Genomic DNA, 17,471 nt, shown 5'->3' on the forward strand with positions numbered 1-17,471 from the left:
CCTGGCTCTACATCCTCTGGCACTGCTGGCACGACGAAGTCGCCTACGATCCCACCCAACACAGGGCCCTCCAAAAGCTGATCAACCAGGATCAACCCAGGGCGGCTTGACACAGGGCAACTCATGCGTCGAGCACGGTGCGCATGGTGTTGTCCGGCACCGACGATGAGGTGGAGATCAGCGTCGTCATCGACACAGACACCGATACCGGGGCCGCGCCCGCAGGTCTGGGTGACGCCGAGGTGGTGGTGTCCGGCCGGGAGATGTGGTACCTGATCCGCTACCCGGCCGAGCTGACCGGTTCGATCGGGATCTGACGCAGCGCCGCCGGCGCATCCGCCGGCACCACAGGATTTTTCGGCGCGATCGGGGACAGCCGGCGGTACGGCTGCCCCTGTGCCGGCCGCAGATCGTCCTCGCCCTTGTTCGGCCACAGTGAGGCGGCCCGTTCGGCTTGGGCGGTGATCGACAACGACGGGTTCACCCCGAGGTTCGCCGAGATCGCCGCGCCGTCCATCACCGACAGGGTGGGGTAGCCGTAAACCCGGTGGTACGGGTCGATGACGCCGTGCTCGGGACCGTCGCCGATCGCCGCGCCTCCGAGGAAGTGCGCCGTGAGCGGGATATTGAACAGTTCACCCCAGGTGCCGCCGGCGACGCCGTCGATCTTCTTCGCGATGCGCCGGGTGACCTCGTTGCCCGCCGGGATCCAGCTCGGGTTGGGTTCGCCGTGGCCCTGCTTGCTGTCGAGCATGCGGAAACCGAACCTGGTCTTGCGGGTGAATGTGGTGATCGAGTTGTCCAGGTGCTGCATGACGAGCGCGATCATGGTGCGCTCGCTCCAGCGGCGCGGGTTGAGCAGCCGCAGTGTGCCGCGTGGGTCGTCCCGCGCGGTGTCGATCAGCTGCCGCCACCGCGGCACGTCGGTGCCCTGCGGCCCGGTGCCGTCGGTCATCAGCGTCTGCAGCAGCCCCATCGCGTTCGATCCCCTGCCGTAGCGCACCGGTTCGACGTGGGTGTCCGGCGTCGGATGGATCGACGACGTGATCGCGACACCGTGCGTGAGGTCGAGGTCGTCACCGACCTTGAGCCGTCCGGCGCCGACGATCGACTCGGAATTGGTGCGGGTGAGCACGCCGAGCCGGTCGGAGAGCTCGGGCAGCTTGCCCTGATCGCGCATCTTGAACAGCAGCTTCTGGGTGCCGTAGGTGCCGGCGGCCAGGATCAGGTGGTTGGCGGTGAACGTCCTGCTTCGCCGGCGCAGCTTGCCTCCGGTGCGTTTGGTCCGCACCTCCCACAGCCCGTCGGGACGCTGCTCGAAACCGGTGACCATGGTCAGCGGGTACACGTCGGCGCCGGCCTTCTCGGCCAGCCCCAGGTAGTTCTTCAGCAGCGTGTTCTTGGCGCCGTAGCGGCAGCCGGTCATGCAGGAGCCGCACTCGATGCAGCCGGTGCGGGCCGGACCGACCCCGCCGAAGTACGGGTCGGCCACGGTCTTGCCGGGCGTCTTCTCGTTGTCGGGGCCGAAGAACACCCCGACGGGAGTCGGCACGAAAGTGTCGCCGACGCCCATGTCCTCGGCGACCTCCTTCATGATGCGGTCGGCGTCGGTGAACGTCGGGTTGGTGACCACGCCGAGCATCCGCTGGGCCTGGTCGTAGTGCGGCATCAGTTCCGCACGCCAGTCGGTGATGTTCTTCCACTGCGGGTCGTTGAAGAACGGCTCCGGCGGGACGTACAGCGTGTTCGCGTAGTTCAGGGATCCGCCGCCCACACCGGCGCCGGCCAGGATCATCACGTTGCGCAGCAGGTGGATGCGCTGGATCCCGTACATACCGAACTGCGGGGCCCACAGGAACTTTCGCAGGTTCCAGGAGGTCTTGGCGAATTCCTCATCGGCGTAGCGCCGGCCGGCCTCCAGCACGCCGACGCGGTAGCCCTTCTCGGTCAGGCGCAACGCACTGACGCTGCCGCCGAACCCCGAGCCGATGATCAGCACGTCATAGTCAGGCTTCATCGGCACATTATGAACTTACCGGCCGGTAACCAGCTAGAGAGGCCACCCTAACTTCAGCAGGCGATAGGGTCGGGGGCTGTGACCACTCGGGCCGGTTCGGGCATCACCGCGCGCGAGGCGAAGCGTCTGCAGACCAGGGAGCGGTTGCTGGGGGCGGCGATCGCGGAGTTCAAGCGCGCGGGCAAGGACGAGGCCGACGTCGGCGCCATCGTGGCCGCGGCCGGAGTCGCGCACGGCACCTTCTTCTTCCACTTCCCCACCAAGGAGCACGTCCTTCTCGAGCTGGAGCGCCGGGAAGAGGACCGCATCGCCAAACGGTTCGCGTCGTTCGTCAAGACCCCTCACGACCTGGCGGAAAACTTGCGCGAGGCCGCGCACCTGGTCCTCGGGCTGGAACGCCGGCTGGGTCCCCTGCTGTTCAAAGACTTCCTCGCGCTGCACTTCTCGCCGTCCCGGCCACCGGCCGAGCACGGTGTCGACCACCCGCTGATCGTGTTGGTCGCCGATCAGATTGACCACGCGCGGCAGCGCGGCGAGGTCGCCGCGGACGTCACGCCGATGAACAGCGCGATCTACTTCCTGCTGGGCCTGTACGCGCTGCTGATCACCACCGACGAATCCACCGGCCGCGCCGAGCTGGTCGACGACTACCTGGCCCGGATGCTGCGCAGCATGCAGTAGGCCTCAGCGCCCGACGGTCAGCCCGACCTTCTGGAATTCCTTCAGGTCGCAATAGCCGGCCTTGGCCATCGACCGGGCCAGACCCCCGACGAGGTTCAGCGAACCGAAAGGGTCGTCGGACGGACCGTTGAGCACCTGATTCAGCGCCGGCCGCTCCTCGTCGGCGACCTGCATCATCGCGCCGCGCGGCAGCGACGGGTGCGCGGCTGCGGCGGGCCAGAACCAGCCGCCGCCGAGCGCTTCGGCGGACACCGCCAGCGGCGTGCCGAGCACGACGGCGTCGGCACCGCACGCGATCGCCTTCGCCAGATCGCCGGAGGTGTGGATGTCCCCGTCGGCGAGCACGTGCACGTAGCGCCCGCCGGTCTCGTCGAGGTATTCGCGCCGCGCCGCGGCGGCGTCGGCGATCGCGGTGGCCATCGGCACGCTGATGCCCAGCACCTCGTCGGAGGTGGTGACACCGGCGGTGGAGCCATAGCCGACGATGACGCCGGCGGCGCCGGTGCGCATCAGGTGCAGCGCGGTGCGGTGGTCGAGCACACCGCCGGCCACGACCGGCACGTCGAGCTCGGAGATGAAGGTCTTGAGGTTGAGCGGTTCACCGTCGTTCGCGACGCGCTCGGCGGAGATGATGGTGCCCTGGATGACGAGCAGGTCGATGCCCGCGGCCACCAGCGTGGGTGTCAGAGCCTGGGCGTTCTGCGGGCTGACCCGCACGGCGGTGGTGACCCCGGCGTCGCGGATCCGCGCGACCGCGGACCCCAGCAGATCGAGATCCAGCGGCGCCGAGTGCAACTGCTGCAAGAGACGGGTCGAGGCCGAGGGGTCGGGATCCTTCTCACCGGCCTCGATCACCTGCGCGATCTTGTCCTCGACGTCGGCGTGGCGACCGATCAGCCCCTCGCCGTTGAGCACCCCGAGCCCGCCGAGACGGCCGAGCTCGATCGCGAACTCCACCGACACCAGCGCGTCGGTCGGATGCGCCACCACGGGGATCTCGAAGCGGTACGCGTCGAGCTGCCACGCCGTGGAGACGTCCTTCGACGACCTGGTGCGGCGCGACGGCACGATGTTGATGTCGTCGAGTTCGTAGGTGCGACGGGCGGTCCGGCCCATGCCGATCTCCACCATGTCTCGCATGTTCACTCCCCTGTGTTGGCCCCTGCAGACCCTAGCGGGTGGTGTAGTTCGGGGCTTCCACAGTCATGGTGATGTCGTGTGGGTGGCTCTCCTTGAGCCCGGCCGCGGTGATCTGGACGAACTGCGCCTGCTGCAGTGCTTCGATGGTGGGTGAGCCCGTGTAACCCATCGCGGCGCGCAGACCGCCGACGAGCTGGTGGATCACCGTCGACAGCGGGCCGCGGAACGGCACCCGGCCTTCGATGCCCTCGGGCACCAGCTTGTCCTCGGAGAGCACGTCGTCCTGGAAATAGCGGTCCTTGGAATAGGAACCACGCAGGTTGCCGGTGGCGCCCCGCCCCTGCATCGCGCCGAGCGAGCCCATGCCCCGGTAGCTCTTGAACTGCTTGCTGTTGACCAGGATCAGCTCCCCGGGTGACTCGGCGGTGCCGGCCAGCAGCGAACCCAGCATCGCCGTCGACGCGCCTGCGGCCAACGCCTTGGCGATGTCCCCGGAGTACTGCAGGCCGCCGTCGGCGATCACCGGCACACCGTGCGGTGCGCACGCGGCTACCGCCTCCAAGATCGCGGTGATCTGCGGGGCACCGACACCGGCGACCACCCGGGTGGTGCAGATCGAGCCGGGTCCGACGCCGACCTTGACCGCGTCCGCGCCGGCCTGGACCAGCGCCGCGGCCGCGGCGCGGGTGGCGACGTTGCCGCCGACCACCTCGACCCGGTCCCCGATCGCGGCCTTGAGCCGATGCACCATGTCGAGCACGCCCCGGTTGTGGGCGTGCGCGGTGTCGACGATCAGCACGTCCACACCGGCGTCAGCCAGCGTCATCGCGCGCGTCCACGCGTCCTCGCCGACCCCGACCGCGGCACCGACCAGCAGCCGGCCGTCGCTGTCCTTGGTGGCCAGCGGGAACTGCTCGGTCTTGACGAAGTCCTTGACCGTGATCAGGCCGGTGAGCCTGCCGTGCCCGTCGACGATGGGCAGCTTCTCGATCTTGTGGCGGCGCAGCAGCCCGAGCGCGGCCTCGGCCGAGACTCCCTCCTGCGCGGTGATCAGCGGAGCCTTCGTCATCACCTCGGAGACCGGCTTGGACTGGTCGACCTCGAAGCGCATGTCCCGGTTGGTGATGATCCCGACCAGCGAGCCGGTGTCGTCGACGACCGGCAGGCCCGAGATTCGGAACCGGGCGCACATCGCGTCAACCTCGGCCAGCGTGTTGTCCGGCGAGCAGGTGACCGGATCGGTCACCATGCCGGCCTCGGAGCGCTTCACGGTCTCCACCTGACCGGCCTGCTCGGCGACCGGGAGGTTGCGGTGCAACACCCCCATCCCGCCGGCACGGGCCATCGCGATCGCCATCCGGGACTCGGTCACGGTGTCCATCGCGGAACTGACCAACGGGACCTTCAACCGGATCTTGCGGGTCAGCTGACTCGAGGTGTCGGCGGTCGCCGGGATCACGTCCGACGCGGCGGGCAGCAAGAGGACGTCGTCGAAGGTGAGCCCGACCATCGCGACCTTGGTGGGGTCGTCGCCGCCTGTGGGCACAGGAACGGCGATGGGGATGCTGCTTTCGGCGATCGACATGGGTGGGGCCTCCGGTAACAGATGCAGCCAGGTGACGGGACCACCTGAAAGCCACATCTTATCGGCTTCGAGCCTGCCGTTTTGATTCCCCGCGACGTGCCGGGTGTGCGCTGGCGCGATACCTGGGAGGCTGCGTAGTCTGGGAACGTGCGAGACCACCTGCCACCAGGATTGCCGCCCGACCCGTTCGCCGATGATCCGAGCGATCCGTCGGCGGCGCTCGACGCCCTGGAGCCCGGTCAGCCGTTGGATCCGCAGGAGCGCACCGCCGTGGAGGCGGATCTGGCTGACTTAGCTGTCTACGAAGCACTGTTGGCGCACAAGGGAATCCGCGGACTCGTCGTGTGCTGCGACGAATGTCAGCAGGATCACTACCACGACTGGGACATGCTGCGCGCCAACCTGTTGCAGCTGCTGGTCGACGGCACCGTCCGGCCACACGAGCCCGCCTACGATCCCGAACCCGACTCCTACGTCACGTGGGACTACTGCCGCGGCTATGCCGACGCCTCCCTCAATGAGGCCACGTCGGATTCCGACGGTTATCGCTGAGGGCGCAACCGCAACCCCGAGAGCTCGATCAGCCCGCGCCGCCCGGTAGCGGCAGCAGGATGATCGGCGTGGTCGTCGTCGGCACAGCCGGAAGCTGCTCGGTCGGCGCGGCCGGCGGCACCTCGTCGACCGTCGGCGCGGGTGTCGGTACGGGCGTGGCGCTCGGCGTCGGTACCGCCGTCGGGGTCACGGTCGGTGTCGGAGACGGCGCAGCCACCGAGGTCGACGTCGGCAGCTGTGCGCGCGCTGTCGTCGACGTCGGAGACGGGGCCCGCGTCGTGGTCGACTGAACCGTCGTCGACGTCGGAGAGGGGGTCGCCGACGTGCTCGACGGCGTGGCCTCGACCGACGTTGTGGTCGGTGAGCTGGTCGGCGGCACGGTCGTGGTGGTCTCCGACGAAGGCGCGGTGGTGGTCTCTGACGGTGCGGTGGTGGTCTCTGACGGTGCGGTGGTCGTCTCCGACGGCGCGGAGGTGGTCTCGCCGGTGTCGCTGGTCACCGGGGCACCCGGGTCCAGCACCACCGCCGGCAGCTCAGGGAAGGTCGGCAGCGGCGCACCGGGCGGGACGGTCGCAGCGGCATTCTGCGCTTCGACCTTGACGGTCAGCTCCTGCCACTGCGTCACCAGTTCCTGCCGGCTCTGAAGATCGTTCACGGTCGCGACCGTGGTCGTGACGGCTTGCAGCTTCTCCTGAGCCCCCTGCCAGTCACCCTGCTCGATGAGCTGCTGCACCTGCTGCATCTCGGTCTGCGCGGCCAGAATCACCGCGTCGTCCCGGGTCTGGGTCTGCTCCCCGAACAGCATGGTCCGCAGCCCGTACAGAGCGTCTCCGGGGCCTGACCCGGCGATCACCGCACCGAATCCTCCGATGGCCAGCATCGCCGCGGCGGCAGATCCGACCACCGCCAGCGAGAACCGGCGGCGCGGCGCCGGCCTGGTCGCACGGTCCAGCGCGGCGGCCGCGTCTTCCGGGGTCAGCACGTGCCCCATCGGGGTCTCGCGCACGTCGTCGCGCCAACCCGCCAGCAGGTGTGCCAGCTCGGCCTCACCGTGGTCGGTCGAGTACGGCTGCTGCTGCGCGGCCAGCGCGTCGAGGAACTGGTCGGTGCGATTGATCTCGTTGAGGGACGGGTCGCCGCCCGCATCCCAGCGTCCGAAGTCAGGCATGTTCGCGCCCGTTCGCCGTGATCTCCGCCTTCAACCGCGTCAGCGCCCGATGCTGGGCCACCCGCACGGCGCCGGCGGTGCTGCCGACCGCGTCGGCCGTCTCCTCGGCGCTCATGCCGACTACGACACGCAGGATCAGGATCTCGCGCTGCTTTTCGGGCAGCACCTGCAGCAGTTTGGCCATCCGGGCCGAGGATTCGGAGTCGATCGCCAGCTGCTCCGGGCCGGCTTCGCCGGAGAAGCGCTCGGGGACGACATCGATCGGATCCGCCTTGTTTCGCCCGGCGGCGCGATGCGCATCAGCAACCTTGTGCGCTGCGATCCCGTACACGAAGGCCAGGAATGGTCGTCCCTGATCCTTGTAACGCGGCAGCGCCGTGATGGCGGCCAAGCACACCTCCTGAGCTACGTCATCAGCTGAAAGACCGCTGCGTTCCGCGGTCCCCACCCTCGCCCGGCAGTAGCGGACGACGAGGGGGCGGATGGTCTCCAGCACCTCCCGAAGTGCATCTCGATCACCGGCGACAGCTTCAGCAACGACAGCATCGAGACGTTCTCCCGAAATTGTCATCGTGAGCAGGTTCTCCAGCGTTACGTCGGGGACACATCCCGGAGGGGAGGTGGCTTGATCAGTCGGTATCAGTCGGTACGAGTCGGTTATCGGTCGGTACCAGTCGGTGCCGGCTCAGCTAAACAATAACGATCGAGGGGGCCACAACCTCGTTACCTCGGGCGCCACACGCCGCCCCATCTGGTCACGGCCTCGGCCGCGCTGTCTCGGAGATGCCGGATCTGCGCCGCGGACAGGCTCTCAGACCCGATATCGACCAGCAGGGACGCCAGCGCCCACTGCAGCGGAATCAGAGCGTGCTCTCGTGCCCGGGTCAGCGCGGCCGCGGCCTCCCGGCGGGCGTCGTCCAGGTCACCGCGACTGCACAACGCGGCCGCGAGCACCACCTGCGACTTGACCGCATGCCGCAGCGACGCGTACCCGGCGGCGGCAGCCACCCCGCGCTCGGCGTGGCCGACCGCCTCGTCGCCGTCACCGCGGAACATCGCCAGCTCGGCCGACACCCACGCGAACCGCACCGACAGCCGCGGCGCGCCCCCCTTGTCCAGCACGGCGCCGGCGCGCTCCAGGGCGCGCGCCGACGCGGCGAACCGGCCCACCCCCAGCGCGTCCGCGGCCAGGCCGATCAGCGCGTCGGCCTCGGACTCCTCCGTGTCCGCCAGAGCGGCCGCTCTGCCGTCCCACGCGCGGGCGCAGTCATGCCAGCCCAGCTGACGCAGGAACGACGCCTGAGTGCTCAGTGAAAGGGAGGTCAACCCGGCCGGGGCCGGACCGCGTCTCAGCCGCTGGAGGTCGGCCACGGCGCTCGCGTAGCGGCCCTGCCCGCCCGCCGCGACGGCGCGCAACCACAACTCGTACGGCCCCGAGGCGGGCGGGAGCGGCCAGGCGCCGGGCCGGTCGCCGAACGCCACGGCCCGGAGGCCGTTTGCGGGAATCGCGGCACCGGTGCTCATCGAACCGCGACGCTATCAATCCGAAAATCGTTTGAAAATCTCGTCAGTTAACAGTTCATGGATGGCGTGTTACAGCAATGTCAACGGCCGCTTGGACAAACGTTGCCATATGCCCTCTCGCACGCGACGCCAACGGCCGAAATGACCGGTCACAACGGCGGGTGGACACGGCCTCTAGCACCGCTCGCATTGGCTAAACGTCGCTTGGATGAACGTGATGTAAATTTTCTGCCTGCGCATATGCGTTTTCGCACACAACGAGGGTATTGACGGCAATTCCGAAGCCCTTCTACGTTGTGTGCACGAGTGGTCATCGGCGACTGTGCTCGGATTTGTTCCAACGACTCGCGCGGACAGTGCCGCGAAAGAGTCTGCAGGGAGGGGTTTTTCCAATGCCGCAGCCGCAGCAGCTGCCCGGTCCGAACGCCGACATCTGGGATTGGCAGATGCAGGGTGTTTGCCGGGGTGTCGATTCCGCGATGTTCTTCCACCCCGATGGCGAGCGCGGCCGCGCCCGCGCACAGCGGGGAATGCGCGCCAAGGAGATGTGCCGACGTTGTCCTGTGATCACCCAATGCCGGTCGCACGCGCTGGCCGTCGGCGAGCCGTACGGCATCTGGGGCGGTCTCAGCGAGTCCGAGCGTGAACTGTTGCTCAAGCGAGGGATTCGCCGCAGCGCCTGAGACGTCAATCACGAGAGCCCGCCCCGGGTCGTCATTCCCGGGGCGGGCTCTCGTCGTCAATCCGGCCGAATTCGGCCCCGCCCGGAGCCCCTGGTTGCGACCATAGAGCGACCACGGGTGCCAGGCGAAGGGGATTGCATGAGCACTGCGGCCGAGCGCGCGGCTCAGTTGGAACTCGTGGCGCGGCTGAAGTCCGCCTTCCCGGAGCTTCCCGACGCACCCACCCCCGACCTCCTCGACCACGCGCGAATCACGGCCTATCTCAAACCCGTTCACGATGTCGGCGGCGAACCGGACGCCCCGATGAAGTACGAGAACAAGCAGTACGAGCAGTGGGAGGAGATGACCTACGTCATCTGTGAAGTGCTCGCCTGGCGCGGCATCTGGCTCTCCGAGGAGCGACGCCGGATGGGTAACGTCGACGTCGGACGCGCCCAGTATCTCGGCCTCCCGTACTACGGCCGCTGGCTGCTGGCCGTCGCCCGGGTCCTGGTGGAGAAACACCACATCGGTCTCGGCGAACTGAGCGAGCGCATGGCCGAGGTCGCGGCCCGATACACCGACGGCATCAAAGACGGGAAACTCGAGGCTGCGCCCAAGTGCGTGGGCGACGGTTCACAAGTCAGGCGCAACACTCACCACACGCATGCCGTCGGTAAAGGCGACCCGCAGGTGTATGCGGGTCTGGCCGGTGGGCCGAAGTTTGCCGTCGGCGACCCGGTGCGGGTCCGCGACCTTCCGGTGATCTTCTACACCCGCACCCCTGAGTACGTACGCGGTGCCGTCGGCGAGATCGCGACTGTCGCCTACGAGAGCCCCGCGGCCGAGGACGAGACCTGGGACCGGCCCGATGCCGAAGCGGAGTGGTTTTACGTCGTCGCCTTCCCGATGGCCGACCTGTGGCACGGCTACACCGGGACGCCGACCGACGTCCTGCGAACCGAGATCCCCGAACGCTGGCTTGAGCTAGCCAACTGAATCACCCAGCGCCCGAGAGGAATTCTGCGTGTCCCACGACCACCAGCATGATCACGACCACGACCGAACCGTGAAGCCGATGGTGGACGAGATCACCGACTTCGAGGTGCTCGAGATCGCGCTGCGCGAACTGTGCATCGAGAAGGGTATCTTCACCGCCGAGGAACATCGCCGCTTCACCGAGTTCGCCGAGCAGATCGGCCCGACGCCCGCGGCACGACTGGTGGCCAGAGCGTGGTTGGATCCGGAGTTCGAGCGGCTGGCACTGAACGAACCGATGACCGCCAGCAAGGAGGTCGGGGTCGACTGGATGGAGCCCACCGGATTCGGAACCCCCAGCGATTTCACCGCTTTCCAGATCCTCGCCGACACCCCCACGTTGCACAACGTGATCGTGTGCGCGCTGTGCTCCTGTTACCCGCGGCCGATCCTGGGCAACTCCCCTGAGTGGTACCGCACCCCGAACTACCGTCGCCGGCTCGTCCGGTGGCCCCGCCAGGTACTCGCCGAGTTCGGCCTGTACCTGCCCGACGACGTCGATGTCCGGGTCCAGGACTCCAACCAGAAGCACCGGTTCATGGTGCTGCCCATGCGCCCCGCCGGCACGCAGGACTGGGATGAGGATCAACTGGCCGAGATCGTCACGCGGGACTGCCTGATCGGCGTGGCACTCCCCCGGCCCGGGGTGACGACGAACGTCATCGTCGACACCCGGCCGGCCGTCCACCCGATCACCGATTGACCAGGAGCCCGCCTCGCGATGACGACATCACCGGACAGACCGGCCGCGCTCGAGCAGATCGTCGAGCGCAACCAGGTATGGCCGCGCATGGCGGCCAAGTACGGCGTGGAGAATCCGCTGCCGCCGTGGAAAACCAGCCTCGACGGCTTCTGCGACGCGCTCGACCGGGCCGCGTGCGCGGCCACCCCGGAGGTTCCGGGCTTCAAGGACCGCCGCGACGAGGAGGATGCGCTGTCGGCGACGCTGTACGCGGACCTGCCGTACCCGGAGAACCAGCTGATGTCGCTTGCCCATTCGCTCATCGCGCGGGGCGTCATCGACGAGGCGACGCTGGCCCGCCGGATGGCGGCCGTGCGCGCTCGTCTCGAATCCTAGGGCTGCCTCGCGCTACGGCGGCCCCATCATTCCGTGGCCCCTCATCATGGGCCCCATCATGGCCGGCATCCCGTCGTGGACGAATCCGGACACCTCGCGCGCATGTTCCCGGATCGCGGCGGTGATCGCCGGGTCAGCGGAGGTCTCCTCGGCGATGATGCCCGTCGGAGTCAGGGTGAGGGTCCGACGGTAGTCGGCGGCGCGCCGGAACAGCGTCGGCAGGCTCTCGCTCATGCACATGACCTCTGCGCCGCCGTCGACCCGTCCGTACATGTCGGCCACGTGCGCCTGCAACCGTGCGACGAGGTCCGGCGCATCCGATTCGGTGACGGTGCGGACGCCGCCCGGGGTCTCTTCGACAGAGCGCCGAAACTCGTTGTGGCGCCGGAACATTTCAATATAGGTCCGCATGTCCATCATGCCGGGGCCCTGGGTGAGCCGGATGTCCGGCATCGGCGGCCGCGCGAGCGCGCGCAGAAGGTATCCGATACCGAGAACGCTCCCGGCCGCTATCGCGCCGAGGGCGGCGCGCCGGGTCATCAGTTGCGCCATGTCGCATCCGTTCCGCTCGTCCGTGACTGCGATTCTGCGGCCACGGACGAGCGGTGCGATAGGGACTTTCGACCCCACCCCGCGCCGGCGCCCCGCGTGAGCGGGCTAGCGTCGAGCGAGCTCCCGCAGCGCCAGATCCGTTGCAGCCCAGTCCATACACTTGTCGGTCACGGACTGTCCGTAGGTGAGCGGGCTCGCCTCCGGCGCCTGGGCCCCGGCGACCAGGAAGCTCTCCAGCATGACTCCGGAGACGGGCAGCCCGTCACGCACCAGCTGCGCCACCTCGGCGGCCACCGCCGCCTGACGCAGATGATCCTTGCCGGAATTGGCGTGGCTGCAGTCGATCACGACCCGGCCAGGCAGCCCCGCCTTGACGAGCTTCTCGGCGGCCGAGTGCACCGACTCGGGGTCGCAGTTCGGTCCGGCGGTTCCGCCCCGCAGGATGACGTGGCAGTCCTCGTTGCCCGCGGTGCTCACCACAGCGCCGCGCCCCATATCGTCCATCCCGAAGAAAACATGCTGTGCCGCTGCGGATTTCGCCCCGTCAACGGCGACCTGGATATTGCCGTCGGTGCCGTTCTTGAAGCCGACCGGCATCGACAGTCCCGACGCCAGCTGGCGGTGAACCTGCGATTCGGTGGTGCGGGCGCCGATCGCACCCCACGCCACCGCATCGGCGATGTACTGCGGGCTGGTGGGCTCCAGGAATTCGCAGCCCACCGGGAGACCGATGTCGATGATGTCCAGCAGCAGTTGACGGGCGATGCGCAGTCCGCGGGCCACGTCGAAGGTGCCGTCCATCCCCGGGTCGTTGATCAGGCCCTTCCAGCCGATCGTGGTGCGCGGCTTCTCGAAATACACCCGCATGACGATCTTGAGCCGGTCCTTGAGCTCGTCGGCGATCTTGACCAGCCGGCCGGCGTACTCCAGCGCCGCCACCGTGTCGTGCACCGAGCACGGCCCCACCACGACCAGCAGGCGGTCGTCCCGCCCGGCAAGGATGTCGGCGATCTCGTCACGGTCGCGGGCCACCCGCTCGGCGCGCCGAGCGCCCAGGGGGAACTCCGTGAGCACCTCGTGCGGGCTGGGGATCGCGCTGAAACCGCGGATGCGCCGGTCCGACGTCGCGGGCGGGGTGGCGGTCTGCGCCAGAGTCATCTCGAAGGTGCCTTTCCGTGTAGTGGGCACCTGATGAATTATCCGGCGCCCTTGAATGACGAAAGGCAGCGACCTGCTGGTCACTGCCTGGGCTCCGGGTGGATGCGTTGCTTAGTGCTGCGCTTTATCGGCTCCGCCCGGAGCCTGGATAAAGCGCCAATAGCCGGCGCACACGCGGATGTTCACGTCGGCCAGGCTATACCCGTGCCTCGGCTCCGGGCAAACCGTCGTCGGCGGCGTACAGAATGGCCGGATGAGCGATTCACCCGAGAGCCCGCAGAACGGACCTGTTGCGGAGGACACCGACAACGAGGACGCCGCGCGCCAGCGGTGGCTGGCGGCCGTCGCCGAAGACTCCCGGACCGAGGAACGCCACCGTGCCGCCGCTGAGGTGATCGCCCACCGCCCCGAGGTGCCGGAAGAGCACCTCGCCGCGGCGGAGGAGCTGGTGCAGATGGGGCTCGCCTGGAGGAACGAGCTGGACGGCGCCTTCTCCTATACGCCGATCGACCCCGCCGGTAAGCCCGCCTAGCGATAACCGACCGCGATTCAGGTGACCCGGATCCAGGGTTGGCAGTTCCGCGATTCGACGGCCATCACCGTCGCGTTGATGTTCGCGTACATGGGACCGATCGACATGTTCGTCGCGACCACGTGATCCTTGTTCGCATCAGGACGGCAACGGATTCACAGGATCCGCACCGGGCTGGTGGCACAAGCGCAACCGCGGCCGCAACGGCGCCGACCCAGGTTGCTGCGTAAGCCAGTCGCATGACGCGCATAGGTCCCCGGAATCCATTGCCCGATGTCACGGGCAGCGACATGCTATCGCCCCTACTCCGCGGACGCGATATCGAGATTCAATTGTCCGGTGCGGGCTAGATGCACACAAAACCGCTGACATACCCGGACGGATCCGTCGCGCTGATGCATGCATCGACCCCCGCGTTCCAGCCCCACCTTCCACGACCCCACCCGGGGCCCCAGTCGTCGTGCTTCCAGTCGTCGTGGTGCGGCTTCTGGGCGATATCGACGCCGGGAGTGACCGGAGCGGCGTTCGCCATACCAGCGACCATCCCGCTCCCCAGGCCTAGGCCTATCGCAAAAATCAGTCCCGCAAACAGATAGTTGAGCTTCATGATTCCTTCTCTCCCATCGTGTTTGAGCGTACTGCGCGGAAATGCGAAACACACGGGCCCAGTGCTACCGAGCCATCAACGCCTCACACGAAAGCACCCCCGGCCTTTGGCGGACCGGGGGTGCTCGGTGGTCGTCACTTAGTGGTGGTGATGACCATGGCCATGGCCATGACCGTCATCCTCCGGTTCGGCCGGCTTGTCGACAACGGCCGTCTCGGTGGTGAGGATCATGCGGGCCACCGACGCCGCGTTGACCAAGGCCGAACGGGTGACCTTCACCGGATCGATGACACCGTCGGCGATCAGATCGCCGTACTCCATCGTCGCGGCGTTGAAGCCCTGTCCGACAGGCAGTTCGGAGACCTTGTTCACCACAACCGAGCCGTCCAGGCCGGCGTTGGTGGCGATCCAGTACAGCGGCGAGGACAACCCGGCGGCGAACACGTCGACACCAAGCGCCTCGTCACCAGACAGCTCCGAGCGCAACTTCTCCAGGCCGGCACGGGCCTGCACCAGAGCAGCACCGCCGCCGACGACGATGCCCTCCTCGACAGCAGCCTTGGCCGCGGCGACCGCGTCCTCGACCGCTTCCTTGCGCTTCTTGAGGTCCGTCTCGGTGGCGGCGCCGACCTTGATGACCGCGACACCGCCGGCCAGCTTGGCCAGCCGCTCCTCGAGCTTCTCGCGATCCCAGTCGGAGTCCGCCGCCTCGATCTCGGCGCGCAGCTGCGCTTTCCGGGCTTCGATGGCCTCCCGGGTGCCGCCGCCGTCGACGATGACCGTGCTGTCCTTGTCGACGACGACGCGCCGCGCGGTGCCGAGCACCTCGAGGCCCACGTCACGCAGCACCAGACCCACGTCGGGGTTGACGACCTGACCGCCGGTCACGACAGCGAGGTCATCGAGGAACGCCTTGCGCCGGTCACCGAAGAACGGCGCCTTGACCGCGACGGTCTTGAGTGTCTTGCGGATCGCGTTGACGACCAGTGTCGAGAGCGCTTCGCCCTCAACGTCTTCGGCGATGATCAACAGCGGCTTGCCCGCCTCGGCGACCTTCTCCAGCAGCGGAAGCAGGTCGGGCAGCGAGCTGATCTTCTCACGGTGCAGCAGCACGAACGCGTCCTCGAGCACCGCTTCCTGAGAATCGAAATCGGTGACGAAGTACGCCGACAGGAAGCCCTTGTCGAAGCCCACGCCCTCGGTGATCTCCAGCTCGGTGTTCAGGGTCGAGGACTCCTCGACCGTGACCACACCGTCGTTGCCGACCTTGGTCATGGCCTGCCCCACGAGCTCGCCGACCTGCTCGTCGCGAGACGACACGGTCGCGACCTGAGCGATGGCCTTCGCGTCGTTGACGGGGGTCGCCGAGGCCAGCAGCGCCTCAGACACGGCGTCAGCGGCCTTTGAGATGCCGGAGCCGAGCGCGATCGGGTTCGCTCCGGCCGCGACGTTGCGCAGCCCGGTCTTGACGAACGCCTGGGCCAGCACGGTCGCGGTCGTGGTGCCGTCGCCGGCGACGTCGTTGGTCTTGGTCGCCACCGACTTCACCAGCTGCGCACCGAGGTTCTCGAACGGATCCTCGAGGTCGATGTCACGCGCGATCGTCACGCCGTCGTTGGTGACGGTCGGCCCGCCCCAGGACTTGGCGAGCACCACATTGCGGCCGCGCGGGCCGAGCGTCACCTTGACCGCATCAGCGAGCTTGTCGACACCGACCTCCATGGCGCGACGCGCGGTTTCGTTGAACTCAATCTGCTTACTCATGAATGTCTTTCCCTAGGAACGGGTGGAACGCGCGCCGCCCCGGACATCACCTGCGCATGCGGGACGTCCGGGGCGGAACACGATTCGCCTACTTGGAGACGACAGCCAGCACGTCGCGGGCCGACAGGATCAGGTACTCCTCGCCGTTGTACTTGATCTCGGTGCCGCCGTACTTGCTGTAGATGACGACATCGCCCTCCGACACGTCCAGAGGAATCCGCTTCTCGCCATCCTCATCCCAGCGGCCGGGGCCAACTGCGACGACGGTGCCTTCCTGCGGCTTCTCCTTGGCGGTGTCGGGGATGACCAGACCGGAAGCGGTCGTGGTCTCGGCCTCGTTGGCCTGAACGAGGATCTTGTCCTCGAGTGGCTTGATGTTCACGCTCGCCACGATGGAGCCCCTTCACTGATGTAGGTGTATGTACTCAGCGGCCGTTTCCGTCCTCGCGCCGTCGTCGCGGGTGTCGACACAAGGCTGAACCGGCTGCCGCCTAGCACTCTATACACGAGAGTGCCAGCACTCAAGGCTAGGGCCTGAAGCTCTTGCCGGAGGGGACCTCTGCGGCAGAACTTGAGGACGGCGGGCGCAAGATCGTGTGCTGGCGTGTCGGTGGGTGTTGGCATAATAGAACATGTGTTCGAGTTGATCGAGGGGGTGCCCGACCCCGACCAGCTGTCCGGGTTCTCGGCGGCCGAGCTGATCGACGCCGCCCGGGCCAGCGCCCGCGCCGAGAACGCCGCCTGCGCCCGCAAGCTGGCCGTGATGGCCGAAATCTTCACCCGCCGCACCGGCCTACCCGCCGGAGACCGCGAATCCTGGTGGATCGACCCCGAGGCCGCGGTCACCGCCGAACTGGCTGCCGCCCAGAACATCACCCAAGGCCTGGCCTCCCACCAAGCCCACCGCGGAGTCGCCCTGCGCGACCGGCTGCCCACAGTGTTCACCCTGTTCACCGCCGGACTGATCAGCGACCTGCTCGCCCGCACCATCATCTGGCGCACCTACCTGATCACCGACCCCGCCGTGATGGCCGCTGTGGACACCGAACGGGCCGACCAGATCAGCACCTGGGGCACCCTCTCGGCCGGCAAAACCGAACTGGCCATCGACGACATGATCGAACGCCACGACCCCGACGCCGTACGCAAAAAGAAGAACTCCACCCCCGGCCGCGCCCTGGAATTCGGCAGCCCCGTCGACCCACCCGGACTGACCACCATCTACGCCCGCCTCTACACCAGCGACGCCAACACCTCCGAAGAACTCATCAACGCCATGGCCCACAGTGAACCGCCCCAGGTTCTCCGCCGCTTCTATACGGGTTGCGGCTCTCGGTTGAGGGTCGCGTAATGGGCTTGCTCGAACTCCACGGGGGTCATCATCTCAAGGCTGCTGTGCAGGCGCCTGGTGTT

Annotated in this window: 20 protein-coding genes; 9 read left to right on the top strand and 11 right to left on the bottom strand. The window is 67.8% G+C overall.

What is annotated here, in order from left to right:
- The first annotated feature begins 143 nt into the window (after nt 1-143).
- Entirely contained in the window at nt 144-317 is a 174-nt protein-coding gene (locus ACTWP6_RS27955; RefSeq protein WP_443189398.1) for a hypothetical protein, read from the top strand.
- On the opposite strand, the gene ACTWP6_RS27960 is transcribed toward ACTWP6_RS27955, so the two are convergent.
- Nucleotides 281-2,017, bottom strand: a complete 1,737-nt coding sequence (locus tag ACTWP6_RS27960) for an FAD-dependent oxidoreductase (RefSeq protein ID WP_443189399.1) — start codon at nt 2,015-2,017, stop codon at nt 281-283. The genes ACTWP6_RS27955 and ACTWP6_RS27960 overlap by 37 nt on opposite strands.
- 78 nt (nt 2,018-2,095) lie before the next feature.
- Here ACTWP6_RS27960 and ACTWP6_RS27965 point away from each other — a divergent pair, with 78 nt between their 5' ends.
- Nucleotides 2,096-2,698: a TetR/AcrR family transcriptional regulator gene (locus ACTWP6_RS27965; RefSeq protein WP_443189400.1), complete on the top strand. Its 603-nt coding sequence runs from the start codon at nt 2,096-2,098 to the stop codon at nt 2,696-2,698.
- Between the two features lie 3 nt (nt 2,699-2,701).
- Here the strand turns inward: ACTWP6_RS27965 and ACTWP6_RS27970 are convergent, their stop codons facing one another.
- Both ACTWP6_RS27970 and guaB read right to left on the bottom strand, forming a co-directional pair.
- Nucleotides 2,702-3,829: a GuaB3 family IMP dehydrogenase-related protein gene (locus tag ACTWP6_RS27970; protein ID WP_443189407.1), complete on the bottom strand. Its 1,128-nt coding sequence runs from the start codon at nt 3,827-3,829 to the stop codon at nt 2,702-2,704.
- Between the two features lie 40 nt (nt 3,830-3,869).
- On the bottom strand, nt 3,870-5,423 hold the full coding sequence (guaB, locus tag ACTWP6_RS27975; protein ID WP_443189401.1) for an IMP dehydrogenase: 1,554 nt from the start codon (nt 5,421-5,423) through the stop codon (nt 3,870-3,872).
- A gap of 147 nt (nt 5,424-5,570) precedes the next feature.
- Between guaB and ACTWP6_RS27980 the strand changes: the two genes are divergently transcribed.
- The gene (locus ACTWP6_RS27980; RefSeq protein ID WP_040540522.1) at nt 5,571-5,975 is read left to right on the top strand and encodes a DUF5319 domain-containing protein; all 405 of its coding nucleotides are present in this window, start codon (nt 5,571-5,573) and stop codon (nt 5,973-5,975) included.
- A gap of 28 nt (nt 5,976-6,003) precedes the next feature.
- On the opposite strand, the gene ACTWP6_RS27985 is transcribed toward ACTWP6_RS27980, so the two are convergent.
- The 3 genes from ACTWP6_RS27985 to ACTWP6_RS27995 all read right to left on the bottom strand — a co-directional run bounded on the left by ACTWP6_RS27985 (nt 6,004) and on the right by ACTWP6_RS27995 (nt 8,667).
- A complete protein-coding gene (locus ACTWP6_RS27985; protein ID WP_443189402.1) occupies nt 6,004-7,143 on the bottom strand; it encodes an anti-sigma-D factor RsdA in 1,140 nt (379 codons plus the stop codon).
- On the bottom strand, nt 7,136-7,714 hold the full coding sequence (locus ACTWP6_RS27990) for a sigma-70 family RNA polymerase sigma factor (protein WP_260757485.1): 579 nt from the start codon (nt 7,712-7,714) through the stop codon (nt 7,136-7,138). The genes ACTWP6_RS27985 and ACTWP6_RS27990 overlap by 8 nt, the downstream gene beginning before the upstream one ends.
- A 152-nt stretch (nt 7,715-7,866) precedes the next feature.
- Nucleotides 7,867-8,667: a hypothetical protein gene (locus tag ACTWP6_RS27995; protein ID WP_443189403.1), complete on the bottom strand. Its 801-nt coding sequence runs from the start codon at nt 8,665-8,667 to the stop codon at nt 7,867-7,869.
- Between the two features lie 392 nt (nt 8,668-9,059).
- On the opposite strand from ACTWP6_RS27995, the gene ACTWP6_RS28000 reads away from it, so the two are divergent.
- The 4 genes from ACTWP6_RS28000 to ACTWP6_RS28015 all read left to right on the top strand — a co-directional run bounded on the left by ACTWP6_RS28000 (nt 9,060) and on the right by ACTWP6_RS28015 (nt 11,445).
- Nucleotides 9,060-9,350, top strand: coding sequence for a WhiB family transcriptional regulator (locus tag ACTWP6_RS28000; RefSeq protein ID WP_443189404.1), 291 nt, complete (start codon nt 9,060-9,062; stop codon nt 9,348-9,350).
- 138 nt (nt 9,351-9,488) lie between these two features.
- Entirely contained in the window at nt 9,489-10,328 is an 840-nt protein-coding gene (locus ACTWP6_RS28005) for an SH3-like domain-containing protein (protein WP_443189405.1), read from the top strand.
- Between the two features lie 79 nt (nt 10,329-10,407).
- Nucleotides 10,408-11,070 (top strand): thiocyanate hydrolase subunit gamma, encoded by a 663-nt coding sequence (scnC, locus tag ACTWP6_RS28010; RefSeq protein ID WP_396885405.1) that lies wholly within the window; start codon nt 10,408-10,410, stop codon nt 11,068-11,070.
- Between the two features lie 18 nt (nt 11,071-11,088).
- Nucleotides 11,089-11,445 carry a thiocyanate hydrolase gene (locus ACTWP6_RS28015; RefSeq protein ID WP_260757481.1) on the top strand — a complete coding sequence of 119 codons (357 nt, stop codon included), beginning with the start codon at nt 11,089-11,091 and terminating at the stop codon, nt 11,443-11,445.
- A gap of 12 nt (nt 11,446-11,457) precedes the next feature.
- On the opposite strand, the gene ACTWP6_RS28020 is transcribed toward ACTWP6_RS28015, so the two are convergent.
- Nucleotides 11,458-11,997 (bottom strand): hypothetical protein, encoded by a 540-nt coding sequence (locus ACTWP6_RS28020; RefSeq protein WP_260757480.1) that lies wholly within the window; start codon nt 11,995-11,997, stop codon nt 11,458-11,460.
- A 105-nt stretch (nt 11,998-12,102) separates the two neighbouring features.
- Nucleotides 12,103-13,155 carry a 3-deoxy-7-phosphoheptulonate synthase gene (locus ACTWP6_RS28025; RefSeq protein ID WP_260757966.1) on the bottom strand — a complete coding sequence of 351 codons (1,053 nt, stop codon included), beginning with the start codon at nt 13,153-13,155 and terminating at the stop codon, nt 12,103-12,105.
- A gap of 253 nt (nt 13,156-13,408) precedes the next feature.
- Between ACTWP6_RS28025 and ACTWP6_RS28030 the strand changes: the two genes are divergently transcribed.
- Nucleotides 13,409-13,687: a hypothetical protein gene (locus ACTWP6_RS28030; protein WP_260757479.1), complete on the top strand. Its 279-nt coding sequence runs from the start codon at nt 13,409-13,411 to the stop codon at nt 13,685-13,687.
- 346 nt (nt 13,688-14,033) lie between these two features.
- Here ACTWP6_RS28030 and ACTWP6_RS28035 read toward each other — a convergent pair whose 3' ends face one another.
- The 3 genes from ACTWP6_RS28035 to groES all read right to left on the bottom strand — a co-directional run bounded on the left by ACTWP6_RS28035 (nt 14,034) and on the right by groES (nt 16,449).
- Nucleotides 14,034-14,294, bottom strand: coding sequence for a hypothetical protein (locus tag ACTWP6_RS28035; protein WP_260757477.1), 261 nt, complete (start codon nt 14,292-14,294; stop codon nt 14,034-14,036).
- Nucleotides 14,295-14,432: 138 nt separating this feature from the next.
- Nucleotides 14,433-16,058: a chaperonin GroEL gene (gene groL, locus ACTWP6_RS28040; RefSeq protein ID WP_260757476.1), complete on the bottom strand. Its 1,626-nt coding sequence runs from the start codon at nt 16,056-16,058 to the stop codon at nt 14,433-14,435.
- An 88-nt stretch (nt 16,059-16,146) separates the two neighbouring features.
- A complete protein-coding gene (groES, locus tag ACTWP6_RS28045; RefSeq protein ID WP_003929249.1) occupies nt 16,147-16,449 on the bottom strand; it encodes a co-chaperone GroES in 303 nt (100 codons plus the stop codon).
- A gap of 243 nt (nt 16,450-16,692) precedes the next feature.
- Here groES and ACTWP6_RS28050 point away from each other — a divergent pair, with 243 nt between their 5' ends.
- Nucleotides 16,693-17,409 (top strand): DUF222 domain-containing protein, encoded by a 717-nt coding sequence (locus ACTWP6_RS28050; protein WP_443189406.1) that lies wholly within the window; start codon nt 16,693-16,695, stop codon nt 17,407-17,409.
- The last annotated feature ends 62 nt before the right edge of the window (nt 17,410-17,471 follow it).

This window comes from Mycobacterium sp. 4D054 (genome assembly GCF_052245755.1).
Lineage (GTDB): Bacteria > Actinomycetota > Actinomycetes > Mycobacteriales > Mycobacteriaceae > Mycobacterium.

What these genes read in the sequence shown, in the direction of transcription:
- ACTWP6_RS28020 (WP_260757480.1), bottom strand. Translation starts at nt 11,997, where the DNA reads ATGGCGCAACTGATGACCCGGCGCGCCGCCCTCGGCGCGATAGCGGCC.
- scnC (WP_396885405.1), top strand. Translation starts at nt 10,408, where the DNA reads ATGGTGGACGAGATCACCGACTTCGAGGTGCTCGAGATCGCGCTGCGC.
- ACTWP6_RS27990 (WP_260757485.1), bottom strand. Translation starts at nt 7,714, where the DNA reads ATGACAATTTCGGGAGAACGTCTCGATGCTGTCGTTGCTGAAGCTGTC.
- ACTWP6_RS27970 (WP_443189407.1), bottom strand. Translation starts at nt 3,829, where the DNA reads ATGGTGGAGATCGGCATGGGCCGGACCGCCCGTCGCACCTACGAACTC.
- ACTWP6_RS28035 (WP_260757477.1), bottom strand. Translation starts at nt 14,294, where the DNA reads ATGAAGCTCAACTATCTGTTTGCGGGACTGATTTTTGCGATAGGCCTA.
- ACTWP6_RS27960 (WP_443189399.1), bottom strand. Translation starts at nt 2,017, where the DNA reads ATGAAGCCTGACTATGACGTGCTGATCATCGGCTCGGGGTTCGGCGGC.
- guaB (WP_443189401.1), bottom strand. Translation starts at nt 5,423, where the DNA reads ATGTCGATCGCCGAAAGCAGCATCCCCATCGCCGTTCCTGTGCCCACA.
- ACTWP6_RS27995 (WP_443189403.1), bottom strand. Translation starts at nt 8,667, where the DNA reads ATGAGCACCGGTGCCGCGATTCCCGCAAACGGCCTCCGGGCCGTGGCG.
- ACTWP6_RS28030 (WP_260757479.1), top strand. Translation starts at nt 13,409, where the DNA reads ATGAGCGATTCACCCGAGAGCCCGCAGAACGGACCTGTTGCGGAGGAC.
- ACTWP6_RS27985 (WP_443189402.1), bottom strand. Translation starts at nt 7,143, where the DNA reads ATGCCTGACTTCGGACGCTGGGATGCGGGCGGCGACCCGTCCCTCAAC.
- ACTWP6_RS28005 (WP_443189405.1), top strand. Translation starts at nt 9,489, where the DNA reads ATGAGCACTGCGGCCGAGCGCGCGGCTCAGTTGGAACTCGTGGCGCGG.
- groL (WP_260757476.1), bottom strand. Translation starts at nt 16,058, where the DNA reads ATGAGTAAGCAGATTGAGTTCAACGAAACCGCGCGTCGCGCCATGGAG.
- ACTWP6_RS28025 (WP_260757966.1), bottom strand. Translation starts at nt 13,155, where the DNA reads ATGACTCTGGCGCAGACCGCCACCCCGCCCGCGACGTCGGACCGGCGC.
- ACTWP6_RS27955 (WP_443189398.1), top strand. Translation starts at nt 144, where the DNA reads ATGGTGTTGTCCGGCACCGACGATGAGGTGGAGATCAGCGTCGTCATC.
- ACTWP6_RS28015 (WP_260757481.1), top strand. Translation starts at nt 11,089, where the DNA reads ATGACGACATCACCGGACAGACCGGCCGCGCTCGAGCAGATCGTCGAG.
- ACTWP6_RS28000 (WP_443189404.1), top strand. Translation starts at nt 9,060, where the DNA reads ATGCCGCAGCCGCAGCAGCTGCCCGGTCCGAACGCCGACATCTGGGAT.